Source organism: Parabacteroides sp. MSK.9.14 (genome assembly GCF_019041495.1).
Classification (GTDB): Bacteria; Bacteroidota; Bacteroidia; order Bacteroidales; family Tannerellaceae; genus Parabacteroides; species Parabacteroides merdae.
In genome coordinates this window covers 1-24,818 of sequence record NZ_JAHPXO010000051.1, presented here as the reverse complement: position 1 = coordinate 24,818, position 24,818 = coordinate 1, and the positions used below count along the sequence as shown (strand labels likewise).

The window sequence follows — 24,818 nt, the reverse complement described above, 5'->3', positions numbered from 1 at the left end:
CATGTCTTCCGGACAAGAGGCTTTCAATATAGCTTTCATCCGAAACGGTCAGCCCATGCAGTTCAAAGTCCAATGCTTCCGGCAGGAATCCGCCGTGTGCCACGATCCTGAAATATAGATTTCGATGCCCTTTACTTAGTGTAGAGAACTTCTCGTAGAACAATTCAGCATCCGAGCGAGTCAAAGGACGTTCGTTTCGGACCTCCTTCACGATGGCATGTACCATTCCCGGCTTGAAGCCTATCCGTAGTCCCTCTTCGGATTCTGTTACCTGGAAGCCTAGACGGAGATAGCAATCTGTTAAAGACGATACCATCCTATTTACTTACAAGTCAAAAAGTTCATTTGATTATTGTCCTTTGCTGTTTAAAGAGGGCTATCATATCACCCATTGTCAGTCGACCGGTAATATCTTCTGTTATAATCCGGTTCAAAAGCCGAAGATCCGCCTCAATTTGGACACGGAAACGACAGGACTCAGGATAATCATCCCGGATTGTCCTTGCTGTTTCATCCCAGGAAGAAGCTGACAAGTGAAGACGGGAAGAAAACTCCATACGCCGGTTGTGCCCTTTGTAGATACGGTAATAAATTGTACCACGCTCGGGATTTTTCTTATTAGGTTCAAAACGGACAACAACAGTAGGCATCCTTGTTACTTTTACAGCTGATTTATATAGAGGAGTTTCCCTTATAATCAAAATTTGGGTAGGGTGATTTTTTCTTAAAAACGCTCACCAATCTGAGTATTTTCCCTGCATTATTTATATCCGCACTGGAAATATGGATAAATTCACTCATACTAGTATATGCTACCCAGAAATAGGAGAAAGTCCAAACAATAAAAGTTCCCAAAAGGAACACCCATACGCAGGAATTTTTTCATTTACCATTCCCCTTTTCTTCACACTAAAATCCAGAATCATATTGCAGACGGTTGCGGTCAAAATGCCTCTCATGCCCGTTCTCTTCCGAAGTTAGTGGTGACAACATATAGTAATCCTTGAATGTTATACACCCGTTTGAAATTAGAAACCGGACGAATCTGCATCTTCCTCGTTTTCCGCTTATAAAGCAGAATCATCATCACCTTAAAAAATATTAATAGTCTGATTTTCAGGTTTAATCTCACATCTTTTTATATTCTGTACAGCAATGCGTTCACAATACGTCCACAAGCAAGCCCGTCTCCATAAGGGTTCACTGCCTTGCTCATTTTTTCATAGGCGACTTTATCGTCAATCAAAACAGATACTTCATTTACTATTCTGTTATAATCCGTACCTACCAGTTTTACCGTTCCTGCATCCAATGCTTCCGGACGTTCCGTTGTGTCGCGCATCACCAATACCGGCTTACCCAGTCCTGGAGCTTCCTCTTGTATGCCACCGCTATCGGTTAATACTATAGTGGATTTTTCCATTAAATAGACAAAACTCAGATATTCTAAAGGTTCAATGAAGAACATGTTCCCAAAATCGGATAATTCCTCTCCAAATACGTCATGTATCGGTTTGCGCACATTTGGATTCAAGTGCATCGGATAAACGAAGTCCACCTCCGGGTATTTTTTTGTCAAGTCTTTGATAGCAGTACACATATGGATGAATCCGTCACCGAAGTTTTCACGACGATGTCCCGTAATCAGCACCAGCTTCTTACCACCATTCAAACGGCTCACGTCATATCCGGCTTTTGCCAGTATCCCTACCAATTCACAATCCAACGCCTTGTCGCTCTTAATTTTATCCACTACCCAATAAAGCGCATCAATTACCGTATTCCCGGTCACGATGACATTCCGATCGTCAATACCTTCCCGCATCAGATTGCTACGACTCAGTGGCGTAGGCGAGAAATGGTAGGTCGCCAGTCGTCCGGTCAAAAGTCGATTCATCTCCTCCGGCCATGGGCTATAGATGTTATGTGTACGTAATCCTGCCTCTATGTGTGCTACCGGAATCTGTTGGTAGAAGGCCGACAGAGCAGCGGCAGTAGAAGTGGTCGTGTCACCGTGCACCAGCACTACATCCGGCCTTGCCTCTTTCAGTACATCACGCATACCTGTCAATACACGGGACGTCACGTCATATAAGTCTTGTCCCTGCTTCATAATGTTCAAGTCATAATCTGGACAAATATCGAATATATCCAATACCTGGTCCAGCATTTCCCGGTGTTGTCCGGTAACACATACTACAGTTTCCACCCGTTCTGGCTGTTTCTGGAATTCTTTCACCAGCGGAGCCATCTTGATTGCCTCCGGACGGGTGCCGAAGACCAACATTACTTTCTTCATTGAATTATATTTTTACATCAGATTGATTTTATAAAATCGTAACAGCGATATATCTGTTTGTTAAAATCGAATTCATTTTTTGCCATATCCAGGCAGTTCTTCGATATTGTGCTGTATTCTTCGTCAGGAAGGTTAATCAACTCAATAATATTATTGTGTAATTGTTTGAAATCATGTGGCTTTGAAACCATTCCAAAATAATATTTCGATACGATCTCAGCCCCTTCTCCACCTCCACAAAACAGTATAGGTATGCCAATAGGTATGAGATCATATATTTTGGATGGCACTGCTCCTTTGATTGCTACGGTAAGTGGAACAATTGACGCATCGTATCTTGACAACTCTTCGGCGATTTGTTCTTTCTTTACATATCCATGATAATACACGAAACAACCGGGATGTTTATTTATATATTCTTTTATCTTTTCTGTCTGATTTCCACCACCATACAAGTGGAACTCAGCGCCAATAGACTGAAACGGAATATTCTCGATAATTGAATATATATCTTGTGCCACACCTAATAGTCCGGCATATACAATGCGAAAGGGCGTGTGCTTCCTTTTGGGTTGAGCAGCAACCGCATATTGCTGCAAATTACGGTATACAAACTTGTTTTTTGTCGAAGGAAATTGATTCACATGCCGGATTATCTCTTCAGACTGACCGAAAATACCGTCTGCATTGCGATAAATATAACGTTCAATCCACGCGAAAATATCATATATCTTCCCACCTTCACGCATTGCTCCAAGCTCAACAGCAGAAAGTGGCCATAAATCGGATATGTTCACAAGAGTCTTGCGCCCGAATATTTTTTTGAAAAGCGTGATGGCCGAACCAGCCACTGGTAGTGGAGGGCTTTGGATGATCACCCTATCGTAACCCTGGATCTTCTTTATCTTAAAAGCAAACAACCATAACATGGTCGCAAATGACATCATACTTACCGCTCGCTTAAAAGGATTCTTGGACACGGTTGCATAAGTCCAATATCTATACACGTTTATGCCATTAATCTTTTCTTTTTTTGACAAACGGCCTCTATAACCCTCGAATATTTGTCCTTGAGGGTAATTCGGCAAACAAGTTAACACATCCACTTCCGCTCCCTGACTTTTCAGCCCTTCAGCCATATTGGTTATACGGGAAGGAGCAGCCCCAAGCTCGGGAGAATAGTAGAACGACACAATTAAAATCTTCATATTTTATGCCTGAAATATTTGATACGTTAAATTTCTGCAAAATACTATTTTTATCGTCTTAGAAGGTTCTAGTCGATTGTATTCTACTGATACAAAATCATTTATAATTTCTATGGAATTTGCACCAGATACAGCGATATTAGCCCTGTTGGTTCTTATTTCAGTTGACGATATGGCAAGGACCTCAATATCGGGTGCGAAATGAATATAGCTGATACATTCTGTCATATTATTGCCGACAATCTTATCATTTATTGTAAACACATCATCGTTAATAGTGAATTTCCGTTGATGTATACATCCTTTAAAACCATCGTGCTCTGCCATAATTTCATTTTCGGTATCGGATAGTACTCTTACTTTAGCTCTTTTACCCATACGGAAACCTCCCCACACCTCGCTAGAATCCTTGTTGCCGACAGTTACGGTGTTATGAGCTGACGTACTTCGTTCGTACTGCCTTCTTGCAGTCTTGTTGTAGGTAGAAATACCTGTATCAACAACAAACGGTCTGCAATCAATTCGCAATTCATAATTAAACGTATCGGCATGACTATGCCCCGGCTGATAGGTCGCAGTAATATTACCCACATCCACAACTGCCTCCAAATGTGTTGAACAAAGCTTCCTATAGCCACATTCTTTCATAGGCAAAGGGGTCCATTCCAACTTCAATCTTTTGGCGTATGCTCTCAATTCGGAAACTGTCGGTGCTATCCCATATGCCGAATCATTAAGTAAGGGAATCGTATCGTCTTTCCACACGATGCTCTCCAAATGCCCCAACATCCTTACCACATACAGTTTCAAAAGCTCACACATTTTCTCATGACCTCTATTAATCGAGGCATTATAGCAATCCAATAACCTATCGAGCAAAATGCAGTGATACATCGGTGATTGCTCGTAATGTGAGCCATCAGGCAAAATCTGTTCATCAAGCTCTTTATACAACAGACAGGATGCCTTGTCATACATTTTTTTATCGGAAAAATAAATTGAAGCGATAAACAAAGCGTAAGCATCTTCTAAAAGATGGTTGCCAAGCAGTTGGTATTCCAGTTTCCGTTCGAGCAATTTACATTGCGCATAAAGGGAATCGTTCCACCGTTGCAACCGATTGCTCTCCACTTTTTTATGATGCCTGCCGATAAACTTGATCCAGTTGATGCTTCGCAGTGCGATAGGATAAGGATCAAGACCGATCCTGTTTGTTGGCAAATCAGTTATAAACCGTTCAACCCATTCTGAACCTTGTTCAAAAGTCATGTCAGGTTGCAACAACCAATCCATATAATTCAGATTGTATGCCCAAAGCATCCCATGACTAACATCATTCCATGACTTAAAATCCCCTATAAGATTTAGGAATGTAAATGTCTTGGGTACATTGTAACAATACCACTTTGCGATAACTGAGACCATCCGCAATGAAGATTGCCGGGGAACATTATATTCCATCAACTTATGAGAAAATAGTCTATAATATAATTGATAATAGATTTGTTTTAACCGAAGATGTTTAATTGTATTGACAATAAGAATATTATTAGCCATTTGATTTAGTGCATTATAATTTCAAGTATGCGTTTATTCGTCTTATCAGATTCAAACTCTTCTTCAAATTTCTTCAAGGCATTCCCTGAATATTGAGAATAGTTTGTTGCGTTAATCGATAAGATAGCTTGTTTTATCGCATCTACATCACCGGGAATTACTAAACGACCATTGTAACCGTCTTCTACGATTTCAGGTATTCCACCTGCATAGGTTGATACGCAAGGAATGCCTACAGACATAGCTTCGATGATAATGCCCGGGTAGCCCTCGCGATAAGAAGGTAATAGCAGTAAATCATATTCTACTAAAGTTTTTAAAACCTGTTCGGAAGAGACAACCCCATGGTATGTTATTCCGCTTTCGTTGAAGTTGATATTGCGATATTTATCCTCTTTTATCTCACCATATATATCAAGGGTATAATTCGAAGGTAACAGTTTGGATACCGCTATAAGATCTTCTATCCCTTTTTCTTTGTTGATATGCGACATGAAAACACATCTGCCATGAAAGTCTGAGGGGTTCTTTCGTATTGTTGAAGCTTTACGCACATTAGGGAACCAATGTATATTGTCACTCTTTCCTATTAACTGTTGTAGGTGTGTAATACCCTGTTGGGTTTCAAAGAATATCAAGTCTGTTTGTCTGATAGCATCAAGTGCCCGTTGTAATTGGGTTTGACCAATTTTCTTTATGTAGAACTCAAATGAACCTCCGAATTTACGTAGTACGACTTTTTTGTGTGCCAAACGAGCTATTTTGCTCAATAATGGGAAATAATAAATTGTACCATGATCAGAAAAATTGAACATTACAATATCGCACCCAAACAGTCTCCACAAAAATGCCGGGAAAAAGTATGAATAATTGCGCCACATACTACGCTGGCGAGTGCGAAGATTTGAATACCGGTTGTTTTGTACAAACCTATATTCATATTCAGACTGAGAGGCTAGATAGTCAAGATAGTTTTTCATCAACACCGTCGCACCTCCATAATTCAATAAGTTGCTCTCATCGGGAATTGAGCCTACAACGAGTAATTTTTTCCGTTTCATTTCTTTATTCCTTTCTCGAAAAGTCTTACGTAGTTGCGAGCACATTCGTACATACTGAATGGACCATAAGTGGCAAGAGCTTTTTGCTTCATGTCTTTAAGCTGTACATCGGTGAGGGATAGAAATCTCTTTACCGTTTTGTAATAAGATTCTTCACCGATACCGTCACTCAGAAAACCGTTTTCACCGTTGTGTACCACATCTACTATACCGCCCACAGGTGTGCATACCGGTATACAGCCAACACCAATAGCCTCTATCAACGAAATAGGCATCCCCTCATACGAGGAACAAAGTGCATAAGCATCTCCCATTTTAAGGTATTCAAGCGGATTGTGCAGTTCTCCAAGTAATTGTATTGCTTCATCGTTGTACGAACGCAATTCCGCGGTCATCTGTGCATCACGTTCACCTCCGATAAACAATACAGTGAGGTCGTATCCTTCCCGTTTTAACCGCATTACCACACGTGCCAAGAGAGTTTGCCGTTTCACAGGGTCAATACGTGCGAGACTTATCAGTACTCGCGTCTTATTTGTATGTCTATACTGTTTAAATTGTTCCTTGACCTCGTCTGAAACAAGCATACCAGCATCCACATTGCGCCCATTGAAAATCATAGGAGCATCCATTCCATAATATTTTCGGAAGCTATGTAGTGATTCGGCGGAAATGGTAATGGGTGTAATCCACCCATGATGAAAACAGAACTTCCGCATTCCGCTGCTGATAAAGGAGCCTCCGGCTTCTTTATCAGCAGCGTTATGCACTGTATGACAGTGCATAACGCCATTCTTTCGCATGATTGCGAAAGCAATATACATAATAGCACGCAAATGCGTGTGCACCACATCAGGCTTTTCTCTACGGATATATCTATATACTCTAAATAACAAACCGATGTCAAGTCCCATCCGTTTGTTCATCGATACCACCCTTACATTATTCGATACCTCTTTCAAATAGAAATCCACCTTGTCAAGTGAGTGCAAAACCATCAATGTCACATCATGTTCTTTCGACAACTCATTGCACAAGTCAACCACAAACCGCTCTCCGCCGCCACTGCTAAGTTGAGGAATTATTTCTAAGATTTTCATTCAGATTGTTTTTTAATTTTTTTATTGTGATCCTAATACGTGTAAACTAACGAAACATGTCAGAAAAAGACGTACCCTTCCCATACCAACCTCTTATAGAAGGCATAGAAAAGTTTATAACAGATAGGAAGGATTGCCAAAAGCATCAAGATTCTTTTCTCGCGTGTCATCTTGAAATTAGAATAATAATAACCCACAACAATACAAAGAGGAAAATAGCTCATCATTATGAAACGTATAAAGAGCCATACCGAAGTTTCTTGGAAGAAAAACAGACTGGCAATATAAGTTATTGCATACCAATAGATGAACAATGCCTTTATATACCGTGGAACATCAATTTCTTCAAAAACTATCTTCTTAGTCATAAGAGCCAAAGATGCGTATACCGGCATATAGGTTATCATTTGGTTCAGTTTACCAAAAATATTCGACTGCCGCATTGTGCCGCTCGCATATCCCGTCATCGAGCTCCCTATATTCATGTCTGCTATATCAAAACCGATGAGTCCGTTCATAATAATATAATCCAGCAGTAAAGTAGTCACAACGGTCAGGAAAGGGAATATGACAAGACTGATTTTTACCGTTTTCCTATTCAGATAAAAAGGTGTTACCGAAAGTGCAGCAATCGAAAACAACATACTTTTGTGAAAGAAGAATGAACAGAAAATCAACAAACAACCGAATAGGAATGACAATAACCTATTATGAGAGGGCCTGATAATGAATGAAAAGCCAAAAAACAGTATGGCAATTCCCAAATTTCCGCGCATTACTGAAATAATGTTGATATAAAACAGCACAAATATCAGCAATCCTATCCTCACATCAAGTTTGAGCCGTTTTATTGTCCATAACGACAAAATCACCGTTCCGCTCCACACTATAAACCGCCATACCAGATAGTTTGAAGTGACATTCCGTATCAACCAATAGTAAACGGGTTCAAGATGCACGTTTAATCCGGTTGAACAGATACGTTTGAAAAGCCCCTCGTAGTGATAGAAATCGTTGTCCGCATAGCCGAAAGTGCAAAACAGTATCAGCAGGACACCGTATACTGCATAATCCAAGATGTCTGTATATCGTTTTCTAAATTCACAGCCATATCTATACACATTCGGAAACGGATACAGCATAAGAAAAAACAGAAGTATATTGAACAGTACCGGAACTGCCTCGTAATGATATTTCATCGTTGTAATTTATTAGGTAAATAAAATAGGACACATTCATACTAACACAGAAATTTGGTGTATTTGCATCCGGCTATAATCACACTTGATACATAGCAGACGATGAAAGTGCCCACGAAGGCGACCAACGGAGTTAACTCTTTGGTATACAAAAATACCCCCCCCATTCTATAATAGATAAGTCTCAGAACTATTTCTTGCATCACATATATTCCCATCGAATTCATTGCGATACTTCGGCATACAGTGTATAGTTTTCCATTGCATCTGTCTTCCAGTTTTATAAATACAGCGACATAGATAATTGTGACTAATCCATAGCTTACCATTTTAAGAGTATGGTGGACAAACAGGATTAAAACTTTTACTTTCAAGTCCGATGCCAGTTCCGGACGCATCCCGTCCATTCCCAAAACCAATGTTACCGCAATGAATAACCCCATATAAACAGCCGATAAAATGCATATTGTTGACCAATTGACAGTTCTCAGCCGCTCACGATTTCTAAAGAAAATTCCACCAAGATGGAAAAAAAGCAGATAATAAAGCGATTGATTAAAACGGAACGGAATTCCCGGCCAAGGCAGAATAGCAATAATCATGAGTACTAACATCAAGTTACGTCCCTTGAGACAGTGCTGTATGCCATATTCCATTAAAAAGCACCAAAAGAGCATCGGAAGAAACCAAAGATGTCCGTATCCCCCAATAATTTTCCAAAAATGTTCCAGATTAAGAAGTTTTGACGGACCAAAGAATATCAATGTCATGATAATGCCCCAACACATACACGGTACAAACAGCCGTTTCAGCTTACCGGCTAGTAATAATCGGAAAGAAATGACTTTCTTTTGGAGCGAAAAGGCAAATACATACCCGGAAATCAGGACAAAAGTTTCCAGCATCCCACTGTATGCCAGTTTTCCTCCCCAATAAAATCCTTCATTGGGTTGGGCGTAGGAAGGCATATCCCAACCACCGCAATAGGGCGCAAGAGCATGATAGAGCACGAGCAGAATGATTACGAACGTCCTGATAATATCTATTTCCTTAAGTCTTTCCATATATTTTTAAGGTATTTGAATATGGGATATACACCAAGCAAAGAACCGAAATACTCGATTTTACTGAGAGTACGCATCTTGCTGTGACGAATGACTGTAATACTGTTGATTTCCGGATATGTATTGTGCCAAATCCGACGGATTCGCGGCATCAGCATATATCTATCAAGATACATTCTTGAACCAACTTTCAGCGCATTTATCTCGTCTGTATACTTTTCATAAATACCTTTGGAGCGAAGAAAGGTGAAAATCAGATCAAGATTCTCCTTACGCTGATTGAGTTTATTAATCTGGATCTCAGCACTGCCATAACTTGTAATTGACGCAGGATTAAAAAAATAGTAATAAAATGGTTTCATCAAGTATCCTACATTCCGGCTATTCCAAACCAATTGGATTATCGTCGCCAGATCCTCGTTCATATTTTGCCTTGGAAATGTTATCCCATCGTAAAGACTACGTTTGATCAAAGCGCCGCACAAGCTCCCCATCAACCGCCCGCAAAGCAATGATGACATCAGGAAGTCTTTATTATTGGTAGAAACCTTGCGCGGGGCGGAAGCATATGTAGAAACACCATCACTACGATAGAAATCATAAAAGACCATATCGTAATGGCCGGATAGGGCAAAAGTATATAGTTCCTTTATGGCATGCACATCCATCCAGTCATCGCTATCGCAATGAACCGTGTAATCACCAGAGGCCAATTGAATCCCTTGTCGTCGAACAGCGGGCAGGCCGCTGTTCGACGACAACCTCTCAATTCGTGTCAGCCTCTTTCGATGCGGATATTTTTCCAGAGTTCTCTGCAAGATCTCCACCGACTTGTCTGGAGAACAATCATCCACAAAGATGTATTCAATGTCATCAAACGTTTGGGCGAACAACGATTCAGCGCACCGCTCAATATATTCCTCTACTCTATAAATCGGTACAATGATTGATACTTTCGGATTATCCATGATTTTTAGCTGTCAGTTTTTTTAATTGTTCTATTCCAAGGGCAATTAAATAACTCAATGTTATGAAGATAACAAAAGTGATTAAGTTTGAAATTACCCCCCCCCCAGTTTTGTGTTATAAAAGCTACTGTTTGTTCTGATAAAATCCCTGAACAACCACAGAAAAGGAGCGTGTATAGCCATTATCGTGAGTGAATTAGCTCCCAAAGATGCCAATATTCTGTTTGTAGTTGTTATCTTGTTGAAAGGCTTGAAATTCAACAAAAGATATATGGCACAGAAAGCTCCGGCATAGAATATAAACGGGAAACTGGAAAATTTCAGTTGCGAAATATCAAATTGATAATGTGCCAAACGGCAGAACGCTATGGCTATGATATATCCGGCTATAGCAATAACGGTTGCTTTTTTAATTGCCCCCTCTGCTTGTGTCAGCCCTTTGTCGTTCATCCATTTGCCGACAGCATAGAATGGCAAAGAGAACAGCCCCTGCCCGATATAAAACGGCAAATTGATCTTGGAATATGCGACAGCCAGCCCAATTACAAAAGAAACGATAAGAATAACGTTTTTTTCCTTAACGGTTTTGTCCAAAAAATAATATATGACACATATATAAAAAAGAGCGACCAAGAACCACAACGGACCATCAAATGCGGCGATATGATGGATGCTCAGTTTATCAAGCGGTATTCCCTGCAACCCCATGCTAAAATAAAATACAGCGAATATCAGAGAATATTCCCCAAAGGGAATAAGCAACCGTTTTGCTCTTGATTGAATAAATCCTTGTTTGGGATGATAAAACATACCGGCCAAAAAGAAAAACAAAGGCATATGGAAAATACAAATTTCCTTTATAAGGATTGCGGTGGCATGTCCCCAAACGACAAGGATTATGCCGATGCCTTTAAGTATGTCTATACGAATGTCCCTTTCCATTATTTCAAAAGTTTAAGTTCCTCTTCCTTTCTTCTGCAAGAAATACATCCGCAGCACTATAATCTGCCCAAAGAACTTCTTTGTATTTTTCCTCTTTATCTGTTTCACTGATAGTACGTTTCTGCAAACCGATATTATCGAGAAAAGTAATCATGCAGTTGTCCTTATCTCTATTGACAGCAAAGAACGGCATATGAAAAAACGAGCGCATGAAACGAACCGCCGGTAACAAACATTGCAATTTGACCAAATTAAGGAATTCCAAAAGCCCCGTAACAAGCTGCTGTTTAAAAGGATACAAACCGCAACGGAGTGTATTGTATACTGTTGCCACCACCTTTATTCCCTACATTTTATTGTTTTTTTAAGAACATGAATTTATTTGTTACCGTACTGATTACGAACCCTCTTTCTTTAGCATCAAGTCCGAATTTATAGATAACAAGTCCGGAAATGATAAGACTGGTCAATACGACAAGTATATGGCTACCCCAGCTTGAGGTTAGAAATTTATGCAAAAAGAATGGGACCGGAATGATGCAGACCGACACCCAAAGACACCTAAACATCACTTCCACGACATACCTCCTAACCGGGAAATTCACTTTGTGTTTGAGATAGAATATTCTGTAACAGTGAGTAATGAAATTGATGGCAATTCTGACAATCACCGCATAGACGGGACTGCAACCGAACTTGAACAATATATATATAATCGGAATATTCATAATTATCATCGAAGAAACGGTAAACTGATACTTGGCTATATTGCCTATTGTTTCAGATGACACCCAAAGACTTCCGGATAATGCATCAATAAGCAGGAAGATGAGATAAAGCTGAATGAACTGTACTGTATATTGAGGGACACAGACAAGCCATAACTCGACGACAGGCCGACAAATCAAAATCAACGGATAAGCGACGAAAAAGAGCAGGAAATACGAGAATTTTGACGAGCGGAAAACAAGTTCCAGAAATCTGGATTTATCCCCTGAAAAATAGGACTGGACAATCTGTGGCTGCACCGCTTTCTGAAAGTTTGTAACCAAAGTATTGACAGCACTGAACACTTGCGAGGCTACCCCCATTGCCGCATTGACAGCAACCGTGAAAAAAATATTCAAAAGTATTGATATGCCTTGTATGGATGCGACATGGGCTATACCGCCGAAAAGGCTCCATGAAGAAAAGAAAAGCATTTCTTTCAGCAGCTTTCTGTCAAAATAGAACCGGAATCTGCAAGTCGTGAAATTACGCTTGCAATAAATGGCATAAATGATATTCAACAATATCCCAACGGTCATAAGGGCAACGGCGTACAACACCAGACGATTGTCTTCAGCCCAGAAAAGGAGAAATACTGTTCCCAATTTTGCCATTACCTCAATGATGCTGACATAAGCGAAAAAAGACATCCTCTCATATGCAATAATGCTCGACTCATCAGGAATCCTGATAAAATGAAGACAAGCGGTCACTACAGAAATATGGTACACAACCCGTGCTGCATCTTGTGTTTCCGGAGGAATATTCAATTTTGTTTCAAAGAAATAGAGCCCCACAGTTTCCAATACGAAGCCGATAAATACCGCTATTGCAAAATGTATCAGAAGACTCATGGAATAAACCCTCGAGACTCTGTCATGATTGCCTTTTCCCAATTCCACGTTCAGAAAACGTTGGGTGGCTTTTGTCATTGCGGAATTAATAAAAGACAGAAGTGCGATAAAGCCGCCAACAACATTGTATACTCCAAAATCGTTCTCTCCCAACACTTCCAATATAATCCTGGAAGTATATAGAGATACGGGCATCATTACGAATGTCCGTATATAAAGCATTAACGTGTTGCGTGCTATGCGTTTGTTTGATGACTGCATTTATAACTATCCTACATTTTTTAATCTCAATTGCAACCTGAATGACAATAGAGTGTCAGGGGCAAATCAATTGGTCTGATGGTATATAGAAGCTAACTTTTCCACACCGTCTGCAAGCGTGAACCGACTGGATATTACTTTTGATTTTCTACCCATCATTTCTCGGACTTCACGATTATTGACAAGTATCTCAATCCTGTCAGCAAGCTCTTCAACATTCTCTTTTTCAAAAAGATATCCGTTTTCTCCCTCATGTACGATTTCAGGAATGCCCCCAACTCGTGTACCAATAACAGGCAACGAATAGTTTAGGGCCTCCATAATACTAAGAGAAAGTCCTTCTGTACGGGAAGGCTGCAAGTAAATATCAGAAATATTCAAAATATCATTAATGTCATTTCGTATTCCCAAAGACATAATCTTTCTATTCAATTCGGCCTCGGCAATCAATTGCCTCAAGCTATTACTGTCTTCAGAATTTTCGCTAATTCCGATGACAAGCACTATTATATCGTTTTTAAGTCTGTTGGAGTCCATCAGACTCTGAATACTTTTGACAAGTATATCGAATCCCTTGATACGAATATTGAATCCGATTGTAGTCAACACGACTACCCCCTTTGGTATGTCCAATGTTTTTTTCAGATTTGGGTTGACAATCTTTTTTTTCCGGACTCCCAAGTATAGGACTTCACTCTTTGAAGAAAAACCTACGCCTTCAATCATTTCTTTCTTTACGCCACAACTGACACAAAGGAATCTTTCAAAAGGAAAAAAACAGAACTTCAGATATAATTTTTTAAGTTTGTTGGAAACAAAGATTTCACTATGACGGGTTGAAATAATCCGAATCCGGGGAAACAGAATTCGCAAGAATGGTGCAATAAGATAACTTCCAAAATGAAAATGAACAATGTCTATTTTCTCACGTTTGATGACACCTATCACAAATTTGAAATATTGAAATGTGGAAATGCTTTGTTTACAAAGTATTACCCCCCCCACTTATTGATGTCATTTACATAGTTTTCACTGATTGGCATCGACTCGTATACAAAAATAAATTTATCAACACGGCATATCTTGACCAATTCAGCGAAGTAGGATTCTACTCCGCCGTATTTAGTCGATTTCATACCTGTCAGTTCTAAAATATTCATATATTCACTATTTTTTAAATATTCCACAAAAGTCCAATATCACCTTATCCTCTCGCCATTCTAATTCTTTGAACGGAGTGTGTGCTGTAAGGAATACCACGATGTCCGCCTTGTCGTAGGCTTCTTTGTAATCTGTTAACTTGAACACATGGTGCTCCTTTACATTGGGTTCCACAACCAGGATATTGGCATTATTGCAACTCTGCATCACTTTCGTGGTAATATATTTTGCAGGACTCTCGCGCAAATCGTCGATATTCGGTTTGAAAGCCAACCCCATCATGGCAACGCACGGTTTCCGATGATGTTTCAGTTCAAATTCCAGCATGGCATTTTTCACTTTTTCTGCGCACCAAAAACTTTTGTAGTTGTTAATTTCACGGGCATCGGCAATCAATTTACTCTCTGCTGGAAAATCAGCAGTGATAAAATAAGGGTCAATAGCTATACAATGACCTCCCACGCCACAACCAGGCTGCAAGATGCTAACCCGCGGATGTTTGTTGGCAAGATTGATAAGTTCCCACACATTGATACCGGCCTTGTCACAAATCAAGGAAAGTTCATTCGCAAAGGCTATTTGTACATCCCGACTGGAATTCTCCGTCAGTTTGCACATTTCAGCAGTACGACAGTTGGTTCTATGAAGTGTTCCCTGCACGAATTGAGAATAAAATCCAATGGCCTTATCGGTAGATTCAGGATTTAAACCGCCTATGACCCGGTCGTTATGTATCAGTTCGTAAATCACATTGCCCGGCAATACACGTTCGGGACAATAAGCCACATAAATCCTATCTTCCAATTCAGGACGTTCGCTGAAAATGAGGCGGGCCATCGCTTCGGTGGTGCCTACGGGTGAAGTGGACTCGATGACATAAAGGTCGCCTTCCTTTAATAATGGCAATACGGCACGTGTAGCGGCTTCCACATAACTAACGTCCGGTTCATGATTTCCTTTGAACGGGGTGGGAACTACCATAAAATAAGCATCGCTCACCTCCGGCTTTATGGAAGCTTTCAACGAGCCGGCATTCACCACCTCCTGCAACATCTCCTCCATACCCGGCTCAATGATATGCAGATGTCCTGCATTCGTCATATCCACTACCTGGGGGTTAATATCAACTCCTGTAATCTGAATGCCGTGCTTGGCGGCGATAATGGCTGTGGGCAATCCGATATACCCCAAGCCCATAAAACAAGCTTTCATTATCAATCTGTTATATAAGTTATTAATCTTTTAAAATTTCTTTCCGAGTACAATTGAACAGAATGTGTTCAACAGAATTTTAAAGTCGAACCACCATGAGCGATGTCCTAAATAATAAAGGTCATATTCCAAACGTCGGAGCATCTTCTCCATCGTATCCGTATAGCCGTTATATAGTGTGGCATATGATGTTACGCCCGGACGGATTTGGTAAAGATAAGTATATCGCTTGTCGTGTTCAAGTATCTGGTCGATATAAAACTTACGCTCCGGACGTGGACCGATGAATGCCATATCGCCACGCAGAACATTGTAGAGTTGGGGTAATTCATCCAAATGGTGCGCCCGGATGAAACGACCGGTCTTAGTCAATCGGGAATCATTTTCACCCCCGGTATGACTAAGCTGCGGTCCGAACTTCTCGGCATCCAGACGCATGGAGCGGAATTTGTATATGTAGAACGGGCGCCCGAATCTGCCGATACGTTCTTGCTTGAAGATGACACTTCCTCCATCTTCCCTGCGAATGGCAATGTAGCAAAACAGGAATAGCGGAGAAAAAATGATCAATGCAATCAATGACAGGATAAAATCACCGATACGCTTTACATTGCGCGCAAATGCGGACATTCCATCGGGAATGAAACTGTCCCGTGGCACATATTGGCTGACATGTGTGGTGACAATTATTGCATCATCATTCGGGTCATCCTTTTTCAGCTTATGCAACCACTTCTGATAAGCATTAAAATTTATTGTATCTGCCATTTTTAACTTTATATAGGTCTCAGTTTGTGAACCTACCTCAACAGAACCTTGCAACAATGAAACAAGGGATTCTCCGGATGTAACCGTACACGGCATCTGAAGACAGTCTGAGTAACTACGAAAATTCATGTAGCCTTGTTGTTTATCAAAAAGACGTAAACCGTATGCGGAATAACCGTATGCACACCATGCACCGATCTGTTTATTCCGATACAAGTGGATATAAGAACCATCATTTTGATTTTCGTTTTCCCTTATAAGATGAACATTCATAAAAGTATATTGTTTATAATTTATCGTAAGCACAAAGCACTATACATTTGACTAATAATCAAGAGGTTTCCTGATCGCATCTATTCTATTTCACCTAAGACATACTTGTGGGGGCATGACGAAGAAGTTCCATTCCTCACACGAAGGACAACAGAATCTTTGATAGAGGAACAATCGTGATTATCGTCAATGTTGTTAATGCAGCTTCGTATCCGACCACTGTCTGGACCAAAGCCATAGCTGTTATGGCATGAGCCGTAGTGAAACCATGCATAACAACATTGGATATAAAAATATCAGTGTCTTTTATTCTAAGATTAAAGATTATACCAAATCCTGTTGATTGTACAAGTCTTGTTGCAATTTAGTCAACGGACGTAGATGAATGTCCGTTTCATTCTCCAGAAAACCAAAAATGATACGTTTCTGAAGGGAAGGAGTTATGGTCATCCCATCGTATTGATTTTCCATCATCTTCATATAGCTCTTATCCCATGCCTTACGTTTCCAGATAATTTCTTCCGCCACTTCCATTCTTGCCGACAATGGCACTTATTGTCACCCCCGCAGCAAAGAAATTCCTTTCAAGCGACCTGCACTCATCACCATAGCCATTGAACTGATATTGTTCACCTTGTTTCAAGATGCGCAGTGCGTTCCTGTTCCAGCGGTCATCCTTTCGGATTACAAGGCTCGTCAATGCAAAATTTGCAATCATTGATCACTTTGTTTCTGTAAGGTTCCAATGACTTCCGATTTTACTGCCGAAGCGACCAATGTCTTGTAACAGCCTATGGCATGGATGTCACAACCGGTACGGTCGTACATTCCGGCTTTCAGCAGGGCTTCGGCCTTTTCCTGTACATGTTTTCCGTACATTCCGGCCAACGAGGGCAAATTGAGTTGGAAGGAGACATGCTCTTCCTTCAAGGCCTGATAATCCCTCTTCTGCATATATTCATACCGTTCCGAATGTGCAAGCAACGGGTAATAACCTTTCTTTTGGATGCGTTGCAGGACAGAGAGCAGTTCCATTGGTGGATTGAAATAGGAGGTTTCCACCAACAGGTAACGTTTCCCCTCCTCTAGGGGCAGCAGGTCATCTTTTTCCAGCCGTTCCTCAAAGAGATTGTCCATCATGTATTCCGCAGCCAAGGCAAGTTCCAGTGTGCCGTTATAACTCCGTTTCAATTCTTGGAACTTTTCCTGCAAGGTCACAGTTTCATTAGGGATGTCCTCCATGATGTGCGGCGTGAGCCATACCTTTCTGACTCCATGCTTTTCCATCATATCTAGAATTCGGAGTGATTCATCCAATGTTCCCACTCCGTCATCCACTCCCGGAAGGAGATGGCTGTGACAGTCGGTCATTCCTTTCAGGATACCGCTCCGGGCGAAGGTTATTGTCTTACGAAAGGGCCACATGATAGTTGAGTTAAAATTAAAAGTTCTTACGAGAACGATAACATGCAAAATCAATCACTTGATGACCATCCATTTACCCCCCCCCATTTTTCCTTTATTTCCATAATAGGAAGAGTAGCCGTTGCGATAGCCATATCTATAGCCATATCTATAGCCATAGCGGCCTCCGGCACTTTCTGTACCGTTCAGTATCACGCTGAGGTTCTTGAAACGTTTCTCCTGGTAAATATTTTCTAGTTCGGGCAGCATGCTACGGTCCAATAAACCGCTGCGGACTACAAAGACGGTGCGGTCAGCCAGTTTCTCGATGATCTGCGCATCGGCCACGATATCGATAGGCGGACAGTCAATAAAGATATAGTCATACTCGCTGCGAAGCACCTCTATCAAAGTGGCCAGCTTGCCGTCCTCCAACAGTTCCGTCGGGTTTGGGGGAACAGTACCGATAGGAATGATATGCAGGTTGTCGTATTTTTCATCCTTCACGATAATCTCCTTCCAGTCACTGACACGGTTGCCCAGATAATCACTTAAACCAGTCTTCGGGGAATCCACGTAGGAGGAGGTGGAGCCGTGACGCAGGTCACCGTCTATCACCAATATTCTCTTTTTCTTGATGGCAAAGCTCATGGCAATGTTCATGGCAAGGAACGACTTGCCGCTGCCAGGATTAAACGAGGTAAGCATGAACACGTTCTGACCGCTGTCCTTGCCTGCCATAAAGTCAATATTGGAACGTAACACGCGGAACGCTTCATTGATAATGTTACGGTTGCCTTCCTTCACCACGATGGCTTTCATGACAGACTGTGTGTGTTTATCGAATCCCAATTTCTTCTTAGCACTGAGATATTGGGGGATCTCACCGATGAACGGAATGCTTAGGTTTTCCAGATCCTTTCGCCCGCGCACCTTGGTATTCATGTTTTCCTTCATGAAAATAATCACCGCCGGAACAAGCAGACCGATGGCGAATGCCACCAAAAGGATATTCATCTTTCGGGGGGCTGTGGGAAGCATGCTGCCTCTCGGAGCGGTAATCACACGTGTATTGTAGGCGGTGAAAGCCTGTGAAAGCTCGTTCTCCTCACGTTTCTGGAGCAGATAAAGATACAGTTCCTCCTTCACCTTCTGCTGGCGTTCCACAGAAAGCAGATATTTCGCCTGGTTCGGGTTGGAAGCCAGTTGGCTGGTGGTCGTGGCTTCCTGTTGGCGGATGTTGCGTATTTGGGTATTGAGCGAAACAATCAGGTTGTCCACCGACTGAATGATGGTACGCTGCATGCTTTGCAGTGAGTTAGCCATGTCTTTTGCCAGAGGGTTCTTCTCGCTACTGTTGGCGATCAGGCGGTTACGTTCGAGCACGATCGTGTTATATTCACCGATCTGGCTCTCGATATTGACATTAGCGATACCGGAGTTGGTGGGTAACAGCTGGCTGAGTTTCTTGTTGTTCAACTCTTTCCGGATATACTGTGCGGTGGAAAGCTGGCTGTTGAGTGCCAGCAACTCCTTCTTGTTCTCGGCGGACTGGGACAGGTAGAGGCTGGATGCCGCCTGCACATCCGGCAGCAGGTGCTCACTCTTGTAACCGGCGATGTTCTCATCTACATTGCCCAGCTCGTTTTCGATCACGCTCAGACGGTCACCGATGAACTGCGAAGTACTGACGGCGATCTGGTTCTTGTCCTGAATCCATTTCTCGTTGTACATTTCAATCAGGGTGTTCAGAATGTCTTCAGCCTTCTGAATGGAGGCATCGTTGATACTCAGATTGATAATGGTGGCATCCTCGTTTCCCAATTCCGCATGCAAAGCGGCTGTATAATAATCGGTGACGGCACACACATTACCTTTTCTATAACGTATGGAAGTGCCCACGAATGAATCGTTCCAATATTTTGTGAAATTGATGACAAGTGTGCCTATTTCAGTACGGATGGAATCGCCCATCTTTCCGGAGAAATCTTCCCCAAACGCTTTCCCGTTTACTTCCATGTCGGATATGACAAACGTTTCTTTGGATGAAATATCTATTGTAAAACCGACAGGAGTTTCATCCAAGTGGCGATAGGTGACTGCTAAAGGCGAACTTTTGTATAATTCCACATCTTTCAGTCCTTTGCGGACAGTATAGGTCTCGTTTAATCCCAACCGCTGTACCACCTCGGTCATCAGCGTGGGCGATTTCAGGGTGAGCAACTCATTGTTGATATTGGTATTCGACTTGAAGATACCCAAGTCAGAAAATTCACTGACCACATTGGTGGATGTTCCTCCCTTGGAATCATCTTTCACCAAAATGGCAGCGGTACGGGTGTAAATGTTCGGGGTGCCCAGCAGGTACAAGGCGGCTGTCGCCAGGGTTACGAACAGGGAGAGGGCAAACCAGTGCCACCGGGGCATGAAAATCCCCCACAGGTCTTGTATGCGTATGAAGTCGTCAGCAGGCTTGCTGGCGGTTGTTTTCTTTTCTGTCATATTATAAAAATATAAAGTGATTCCTTTTCTGAAGGTTACTTGAATATTAGCACACCCAACGAAGTGAGGAATGAAGCGACGCTGATCCATAGCGATACGGACTTCACGTTATTCTCGTTGATGGTGCTCTGACCGGCACGCATCTTATTGGGCTGCACATAAATCACATCGTTTTGCTTCAAATAGTAGACCGGAGATTTAAAAATGTCCTTACTACGAAGATCTACCCAGTGGGTGACACGCTCACCGTTTTCCTCGCGGATGACAAAGATAGCATCACGTTTACCGGTAATGGTCAAGTCGCCCGCCATGCTGATGGCTTCAAGCAAAGTGATCTGGTCTTTGGTTATGTTGTACTTGCCGGGGGTTTTTACCTCACCTAACACGGAGAAATAGAGATTCATGAACTCTACGGTCACTACCGGATCTTTCACCAAGTCCTCTTCCATCAGCCGTTTCTTGATAAGGGCGGCAATCTGGCTTTTGGTCATACCGGCAATATGAAGCGTACCAATGACCGGAAAGTCTATGTTTCCCTTGTCATCGAGCGTGTAACCGGATATTTCACCATTATTGTTGCTACTACGTAAATCGGCAGTTCCTGCCCGATACTGGACACGTGTCAGGTTGAACAACGCTGCCAACTGCGGGTCTTTACTGGATACCATGATGGAAATTTGGTCCTTGGGCTGCACGGTGATGTCTCTTGCACCCACAATCGCTTCAGGCTGATTCACAGCAATGTCTTGAAAGTAAAGAATCTCCTTCGAAGTGTGACAGGATGTAAACAACACTATCGCAAAGAGATAAATCAAAAATCGATTCTTCATATTTATATCTGTACAGTTTATATTATTTCTAATTTGTAATTTCAATTAATTTTTATCGTGATTTTTGCGAAGTCCCGTAAAAGCCAGCGGTTTTAGGAAAGAACTTCAATCAGATCGGGGTGCACCTCAGCGGAAACGGCCATGACACCCTCCAATAGGACAACCACCCTACGGTTTCTCTTGCCCTGCACCCGCACAAACATGCCCTTCACGTTATCGAACTTGCCACCGTGGATACATACACGCATTCCTCTTTTCAAGTCTATTTCTTCGGGCCTATAATAAACAGTGTCCTCCTCATAATGAGAAGCTATCTTGATGAAGCTGTCCATCTGGTCATCCGGTACGGTAATATATTCCGCCCCCGTGCTCTTTTCCCACATGGTGAATTGCAAGAAATTGTATCGTTTCTTGAATTCAGTGATCTGCGAATGGCTGGCGTGGACGAAAAGCAGACTCGGTATAACCGGCACCAACTTTTTTGACTTCACTCCATGATAAGTTCTTACGGCATAATGTTTCGGGATAAAATATTCCAAACCATATTCCTTGTCTTTCAGCCTGTCCTCTGCCATTTTCTCATTCTTGTAGGCGCGCATGACGAACCATCGGACCTGCCTTTTTTCCTCCGCTGTAAAAAGACTCGTACTCATATTCCGAAACATTTTATAGGTGTGGATATAAACCTAGTTCATGCCAACCTACATATTGGCATGTATTACAATGGATTACGTTCCCTTTTCCCATAATATCCATTGTTAGTTCCATACTTTTGACAAAGTGTACAGACCTCATTTCCGGGGCTTCCGTCACTACTTCTCTTGGCAAGAGAAATATTAGAGGACCATATTTTATGTAATTAATTGATAGACAAGTAGAAAAGCGAAGTGGCATTGTGGCGTTTATCCAATATATGTTAAGCAAATACACTCTGTATGAATGTTTTGGTTATATTTTATCACCTGTTTTCTATCGTTTCTTCAATATTTTACATAACTTTGCACATTGTAATATTTCTCTTGCCAAGAAAATGAGCCGTATGCTCAACAATTTTTATTATATTACAAAATGCTTTCAAAAACCTTTCAAACGCATCTGGTTTTAAATTGTCAATAAGAACATTTCCAACAGTATTCTGCCACTGTATTCATAGATCTTTTCCGGTACTTTTCTTTTTAAGAGAAATATTAGACATTGCAAAGATAGGTAAAATATAGGAAAATATCCACCTGTATGATAAAAAACAGTTTTCCTCGAAAGAAAATGTTTCAAATTCCGGTTTAATTGTCAAACAAATCCTTGTCAGGTTCCATATATAGCATCTGATTATCAGAACTATCCCTTTCCGGTATTTCTCTTAAAAAGAGAAGCAGGATCGGTATAGCCTTTTATTCAGTATTCTGCGTGTCGCATTTGTTCCCGTTATAAAGATTTAAGTATGATGTCATTTGCTTTGTCTACCTGTGAGGTGTCCAGTGAGGCGAGGTAGATTTTGGTCGTGTTCTCCGAATCATGTCCCATCGCCTCGCTGATGGTTGCCAGCGGGACATTTTTGCTTCTGGCAATACTCGCCCAGGCATGGCGCGCTACATACATCGTGAGCGGCATGCCGAGCCCGAGCCGTTTCCCAAGTTCTTTGAGTTTCCCGTTGATGAAATGCGCTGTGCTCCTGTACTGCCGCACGGCATCCTTAGCCGTATCTTTGATGACCGGAAAAAGGTAGGGGCTGTCATTGTGGCCATACCTGTCCAGTATCTCCTGCATGGGTTTCTCCCATTTAATGGACAGACGCCGTCCGGTTTTCTGCCTGCGGTAGGTTAGCACACCGCTCTTCAGATCAGCTTTTTTCAGGTAGGCAATGTCAACGAACGACATGCCACGGGTATAAAAGCTCAGCATGAACATGTCCCTGGCGTATTCCATGCCCGGGGAAATGCGAAGGTCCAGATCGCGTATCATGCGGATCACTTTCAACGGAACAGCACGTTTTACGGTCTTGTCTATCCCGGTGTAGACATGTTTGAAAGGGCTGCGCTGTATCGTCAGTTCCTTGTCCACCGCACGGTTGTAGACGGCACGCAGGTTCCGCATATAATAGGAGGTGCTGTTCGGACATATCCCCTTGTCCTTCAGCCATGCCTCGTATTCCAGCATGAGGGTGGAGCCGATATCCTCCAGCGGGATGTCGCCGTCCCTGCCCCGAAAGCGCGTGAAGCTGTTCAGTACGGTGGTGTACCTCTCGGCGGTGCGCTTCTTGCCGACACGCTCCAGTTCCTCCACGAGCCTCTTTCCGAAGGCCATGAAATTATGGCTGTCCTCAGGGGGCGGGTTGTGAAAAAGTTCGACAACCCTGCCGGCGGGATAGGTACCGCCGGAACGTTCCAGTCCGGCAATGATACTTTCCAGACGGCGGATGTCTTTTTCCATCCGCTCCTTTAACGCAAGCAGAAGGCTTCTTCTGGCATCACCGGATACCGGCAGTATGATTTCCGACATGCGTCCGTCCCATTCCGAAGGGAACAGCCTGTAGCCGGTGTTTATCTGGCGCGCCACCCTTCCGTGGATGATCTGGAAATAGAGCGTTCCCTCCCTGCCTTCCACGGACGAGGACCTGAATTTGGTTTTGATTGTTGCCATAGTGCAGTCATTTTGAATTAGGATTGTCCACTTGCTTCCTGATTTCCTGTGCCTCCCTGAACAGCCGGTGCGCCAGACTGTCCTTGTAGGCCGCCATTTCATGATTACGGATGCGGTTCCTGACCGAGTCCTCAAAAGCGGTCACCAGCCTTTCCACACGCCGGATCTTTTCCTCGTCCCGCTCGATGGTGAAATGCTTCTCCAGGAAGGCGATGTCGGGATCATCCCCCGGCAGGCAGATCCTGATGGCACGGTATTTCAAATCGGCATCCTTCAAAAGCCGGTTCGTGCGGTACTGGTTACAGTTGGTCCAGACGGAAACGACCAGTGCCAGGATCAGTGCTGAAGCTGTCGTTACCACCGCCTTGGATGCGCTTTCTAGACGGTAGGTCACCAGTTTGTGTACCGGTTCCTTTTTCAACAGGACCATTCTCTCATCCAGCCGTCTTACCGTTTCCTTTACCGCCTGGCTGTCCTGCCGCAGGCTGTCCCTTGTCTTTTCCATTTCTCCGGCAAACGTTTCGGCAGACAACGGCCTGCCTTCCGACAACCGGGCGGTATGGCTACGTACCGCTGCTATTTCCGAACTGTTTTTCTCCACTGCGGATTGCAGGCGTTCCAGACGGATTTTCAGTTCCGCAATCCCTTCAGGGGAATTGGTCCGGTTTTCAACTGCGGGGCTTGTGCCTTCCACAGGCAGCGTCTCCACTTTCTTCTCGATCCTTTCAAGGCATCCGTAGATGCCTTCCA

General features: G+C 42.4%; 24 protein-coding genes and 1 pseudogene. All 25 read right to left on the bottom strand.

The features are described from left to right. Positions 1–316: pseudogene (locus tag KTG12_RS19450) on the bottom strand (helicase); the annotation flags it as partial. 25 nt (positions 317–341) lie between these two features. After that, complete coding sequence (locus KTG12_RS19445; protein ID WP_005649007.1) at positions 342–650, bottom strand: Arm DNA-binding domain-containing protein; 309 nt, start codon at positions 648–650, stop codon at positions 342–344. 488 nt (positions 651–1,138) lie between these two features. Continuing rightward, positions 1,139–2,299 (bottom strand): non-hydrolyzing UDP-N-acetylglucosamine 2-epimerase, encoded by a 1,161-nt coding sequence (gene wecB, locus KTG12_RS19440; RefSeq protein WP_005634529.1) that lies wholly within the window; start codon positions 2,297–2,299, stop codon positions 1,139–1,141. Positions 2,300–2,316: 17 nt separating this feature from the next. Next, positions 2,317–3,507, bottom strand: coding sequence for a glycosyltransferase family 4 protein (locus KTG12_RS19435; protein WP_005649011.1), 1,191 nt, complete (start codon positions 3,505–3,507; stop codon positions 2,317–2,319). Positions 3,508–3,510: 3 nt separating this feature from the next. After that, positions 3,511–5,064, bottom strand: coding sequence for a heparinase II/III family protein (locus KTG12_RS19430; protein ID WP_005634533.1), 1,554 nt, complete (start codon positions 5,062–5,064; stop codon positions 3,511–3,513). Positions 5,065–5,069: 5 nt separating this feature from the next. Further along, positions 5,070–6,125 (bottom strand): glycosyltransferase family 4 protein, encoded by a 1,056-nt coding sequence (locus KTG12_RS19425; protein WP_005634534.1) that lies wholly within the window; start codon positions 6,123–6,125, stop codon positions 5,070–5,072. Beyond that, the gene (locus KTG12_RS19420) at positions 6,122–7,225 is read right to left on the bottom strand and encodes a glycosyltransferase (RefSeq protein WP_120002681.1); all 1,104 of its coding nucleotides are present in this window, start codon (positions 7,223–7,225) and stop codon (positions 6,122–6,124) included. The genes KTG12_RS19425 and KTG12_RS19420 overlap by 4 nt, the downstream gene beginning before the upstream one ends. A 59-nt stretch (positions 7,226–7,284) precedes the next feature. Then, the gene (locus tag KTG12_RS19415; protein WP_005634536.1) at positions 7,285–8,424 is read right to left on the bottom strand and encodes an EpsG family protein; all 1,140 of its coding nucleotides are present in this window, start codon (positions 8,422–8,424) and stop codon (positions 7,285–7,287) included. Between the two features lie 41 nt (positions 8,425–8,465). Next, positions 8,466–9,488: an acyltransferase gene (locus KTG12_RS19410; protein WP_084824218.1), complete on the bottom strand. Its 1,023-nt coding sequence runs from the start codon at positions 9,486–9,488 to the stop codon at positions 8,466–8,468. After that, positions 9,467–10,456: a glycosyltransferase family 2 protein gene (locus KTG12_RS19405; RefSeq protein WP_005862857.1), complete on the bottom strand. Its 990-nt coding sequence runs from the start codon at positions 10,454–10,456 to the stop codon at positions 9,467–9,469. The genes KTG12_RS19410 and KTG12_RS19405 overlap by 22 nt, the downstream gene beginning before the upstream one ends. Before the next feature lie 93 nt (positions 10,457–10,549). Continuing rightward, positions 10,550–11,398, bottom strand: a complete 849-nt coding sequence (locus KTG12_RS19400; protein WP_234201927.1) for an acyltransferase family protein — start codon at positions 11,396–11,398, stop codon at positions 10,550–10,552. Positions 11,399–11,402: 4 nt separating this feature from the next. After that, entirely contained in the window at positions 11,403–11,552 is a 150-nt protein-coding gene (locus KTG12_RS21960; RefSeq protein WP_227226231.1) for a hypothetical protein, read from the bottom strand. 199 nt (positions 11,553–11,751) lie between these two features. Next, positions 11,752–13,281, bottom strand: coding sequence for an oligosaccharide flippase family protein (locus KTG12_RS19390; RefSeq protein ID WP_005649019.1), 1,530 nt, complete (start codon positions 13,279–13,281; stop codon positions 11,752–11,754). Between the two features lie 66 nt (positions 13,282–13,347). Next, the gene (locus KTG12_RS21955) at positions 13,348–14,229 is read right to left on the bottom strand and encodes a glycosyltransferase family 4 protein (protein WP_227226228.1); all 882 of its coding nucleotides are present in this window, start codon (positions 14,227–14,229) and stop codon (positions 13,348–13,350) included. Between the two features lie 44 nt (positions 14,230–14,273). After that, positions 14,274–14,441 carry a hypothetical protein gene (locus tag KTG12_RS21945; RefSeq protein WP_227226227.1) on the bottom strand — a complete coding sequence of 56 codons (168 nt, stop codon included), beginning with the start codon at positions 14,439–14,441 and terminating at the stop codon, positions 14,274–14,276. A gap of 7 nt (positions 14,442–14,448) precedes the next feature. Beyond that, positions 14,449–15,654, bottom strand: coding sequence for a UDP-N-acetyl-D-mannosamine dehydrogenase (wecC, locus tag KTG12_RS19380; protein ID WP_005634550.1), 1,206 nt, complete (start codon positions 15,652–15,654; stop codon positions 14,449–14,451). Between the two features lie 30 nt (positions 15,655–15,684). Further along, positions 15,685–16,284: a sugar transferase gene (locus KTG12_RS19375; RefSeq protein WP_085931221.1), complete on the bottom strand. Its 600-nt coding sequence runs from the start codon at positions 16,282–16,284 to the stop codon at positions 15,685–15,687. A gap of 735 nt (positions 16,285–17,019) precedes the next feature. Further along, on the bottom strand, positions 17,020–17,241 hold the full coding sequence (locus tag KTG12_RS19370) for a hypothetical protein (protein ID WP_227945686.1): 222 nt from the start codon (positions 17,239–17,241) through the stop codon (positions 17,020–17,022). Continuing rightward, positions 17,195–17,413, bottom strand: coding sequence for a hypothetical protein (locus KTG12_RS19365; protein ID WP_216945519.1), 219 nt, complete (start codon positions 17,411–17,413; stop codon positions 17,195–17,197). Before KTG12_RS19365 ends, KTG12_RS19370 begins: the two co-directional genes overlap by 47 nt. Then, positions 17,410–18,120, bottom strand: a complete 711-nt coding sequence (locus KTG12_RS19360) for a tyrosine-protein phosphatase (protein ID WP_005634560.1) — start codon at positions 18,118–18,120, stop codon at positions 17,410–17,412. The genes KTG12_RS19365 and KTG12_RS19360 overlap by 4 nt, the downstream gene beginning before the upstream one ends. Positions 18,121–18,174: 54 nt before the next feature. Beyond that, positions 18,175–20,601, bottom strand: a complete 2,427-nt coding sequence (locus KTG12_RS19355; protein ID WP_120010864.1) for a polysaccharide biosynthesis tyrosine autokinase — start codon at positions 20,599–20,601, stop codon at positions 18,175–18,177. Positions 20,602–20,636: 35 nt separating this feature from the next. Then, a complete protein-coding gene (locus KTG12_RS19350; protein WP_005634567.1) occupies positions 20,637–21,431 on the bottom strand; it encodes a polysaccharide biosynthesis/export family protein in 795 nt (264 codons plus the stop codon). Between the two features lie 92 nt (positions 21,432–21,523). Beyond that, positions 21,524–22,084 (bottom strand): UpxY family transcription antiterminator, encoded by a 561-nt coding sequence (locus tag KTG12_RS19345; RefSeq protein ID WP_117829971.1) that lies wholly within the window; start codon positions 22,082–22,084, stop codon positions 21,524–21,526. Positions 22,085–22,853: 769 nt separating this feature from the next. Continuing rightward, positions 22,854–24,068, bottom strand: coding sequence for a site-specific integrase (locus KTG12_RS19340; protein ID WP_005634576.1), 1,215 nt, complete (start codon positions 24,066–24,068; stop codon positions 22,854–22,856). 7 nt (positions 24,069–24,075) lie between these two features. Further along, on the bottom strand, positions 24,076–24,818 hold a 743-nt coding region (locus KTG12_RS19335), incomplete at its 5' end, for a hypothetical protein (protein WP_216945518.1).

Bases quoted from the DNA above. Each gene is read 5' to 3' on its own strand.
- KTG12_RS19445 (WP_005649007.1), bottom strand. From the start codon at position 650: ATGCCTACTGTTGTTGTCCGTTTTGAACCTAATAAGAAAAATCCCGAG.
- wecB (WP_005634529.1), bottom strand. From the start codon at position 2,299: ATGAAGAAAGTAATGTTGGTCTTCGGCACCCGTCCGGAGGCAATCAAG.
- KTG12_RS19435 (WP_005649011.1), bottom strand. From the start codon at position 3,507: ATGAAGATTTTAATTGTGTCGTTCTACTATTCTCCCGAGCTTGGGGCT.
- KTG12_RS19430 (WP_005634533.1), bottom strand. From the start codon at position 5,064: ATGGCTAATAATATTCTTATTGTCAATACAATTAAACATCTTCGGTTA.
- KTG12_RS19425 (WP_005634534.1), bottom strand. From the start codon at position 6,125: ATGAAACGGAAAAAATTACTCGTTGTAGGCTCAATTCCCGATGAGAGC.
- KTG12_RS19420 (WP_120002681.1), bottom strand. From the start codon at position 7,225: ATGAAAATCTTAGAAATAATTCCTCAACTTAGCAGTGGCGGCGGAGAG.
- KTG12_RS19415 (WP_005634536.1), bottom strand. From the start codon at position 8,424: ATGAAATATCATTACGAGGCAGTTCCGGTACTGTTCAATATACTTCTG.
- KTG12_RS19410 (WP_084824218.1), bottom strand. From the start codon at position 9,488: ATGGAAAGACTTAAGGAAATAGATATTATCAGGACGTTCGTAATCATT.
- KTG12_RS19405 (WP_005862857.1), bottom strand. From the start codon at position 10,456: ATGGATAATCCGAAAGTATCAATCATTGTACCGATTTATAGAGTAGAG.
- KTG12_RS19400 (WP_234201927.1), bottom strand. From the start codon at position 11,398: ATGGAAAGGGACATTCGTATAGACATACTTAAAGGCATCGGCATAATC.
- KTG12_RS21960 (WP_227226231.1), bottom strand. From the start codon at position 11,552: ATGATTACTTTTCTCGATAATATCGGTTTGCAGAAACGTACTATCAGT.
- KTG12_RS19390 (WP_005649019.1), bottom strand. From the start codon at position 13,281: ATGCAGTCATCAAACAAACGCATAGCACGCAACACGTTAATGCTTTAT.
- KTG12_RS21945 (WP_227226227.1), bottom strand. From the start codon at position 14,441: ATGAATATTTTAGAACTGACAGGTATGAAATCGACTAAATACGGCGGA.
- wecC (WP_005634550.1), bottom strand. From the start codon at position 15,654: ATGAAAGCTTGTTTTATGGGCTTGGGGTATATCGGATTGCCCACAGCC.
- KTG12_RS19375 (WP_085931221.1), bottom strand. From the start codon at position 16,284: ATGTCCGCATTTGCGCGCAATGTAAAGCGTATCGGTGATTTTATCCTG.
- KTG12_RS19365 (WP_216945519.1), bottom strand. From the start codon at position 17,413: ATGATTGCAAATTTTGCATTGACGAGCCTTGTAATCCGAAAGGATGAC.
- KTG12_RS19360 (WP_005634560.1), bottom strand. From the start codon at position 18,120: ATGTGGCCCTTTCGTAAGACAATAACCTTCGCCCGGAGCGGTATCCTG.
- KTG12_RS19355 (WP_120010864.1), bottom strand. From the start codon at position 20,601: ATGACAGAAAAGAAAACAACCGCCAGCAAGCCTGCTGACGACTTCATA.
- KTG12_RS19350 (WP_005634567.1), bottom strand. From the start codon at position 21,431: ATGAAGAATCGATTTTTGATTTATCTCTTTGCGATAGTGTTGTTTACA.
- KTG12_RS19345 (WP_117829971.1), bottom strand. From the start codon at position 22,084: ATGAGTACGAGTCTTTTTACAGCGGAGGAAAAAAGGCAGGTCCGATGG.
- KTG12_RS19340 (WP_005634576.1), bottom strand. From the start codon at position 24,068: ATGGCAACAATCAAAACCAAATTCAGGTCCTCGTCCGTGGAAGGCAGG.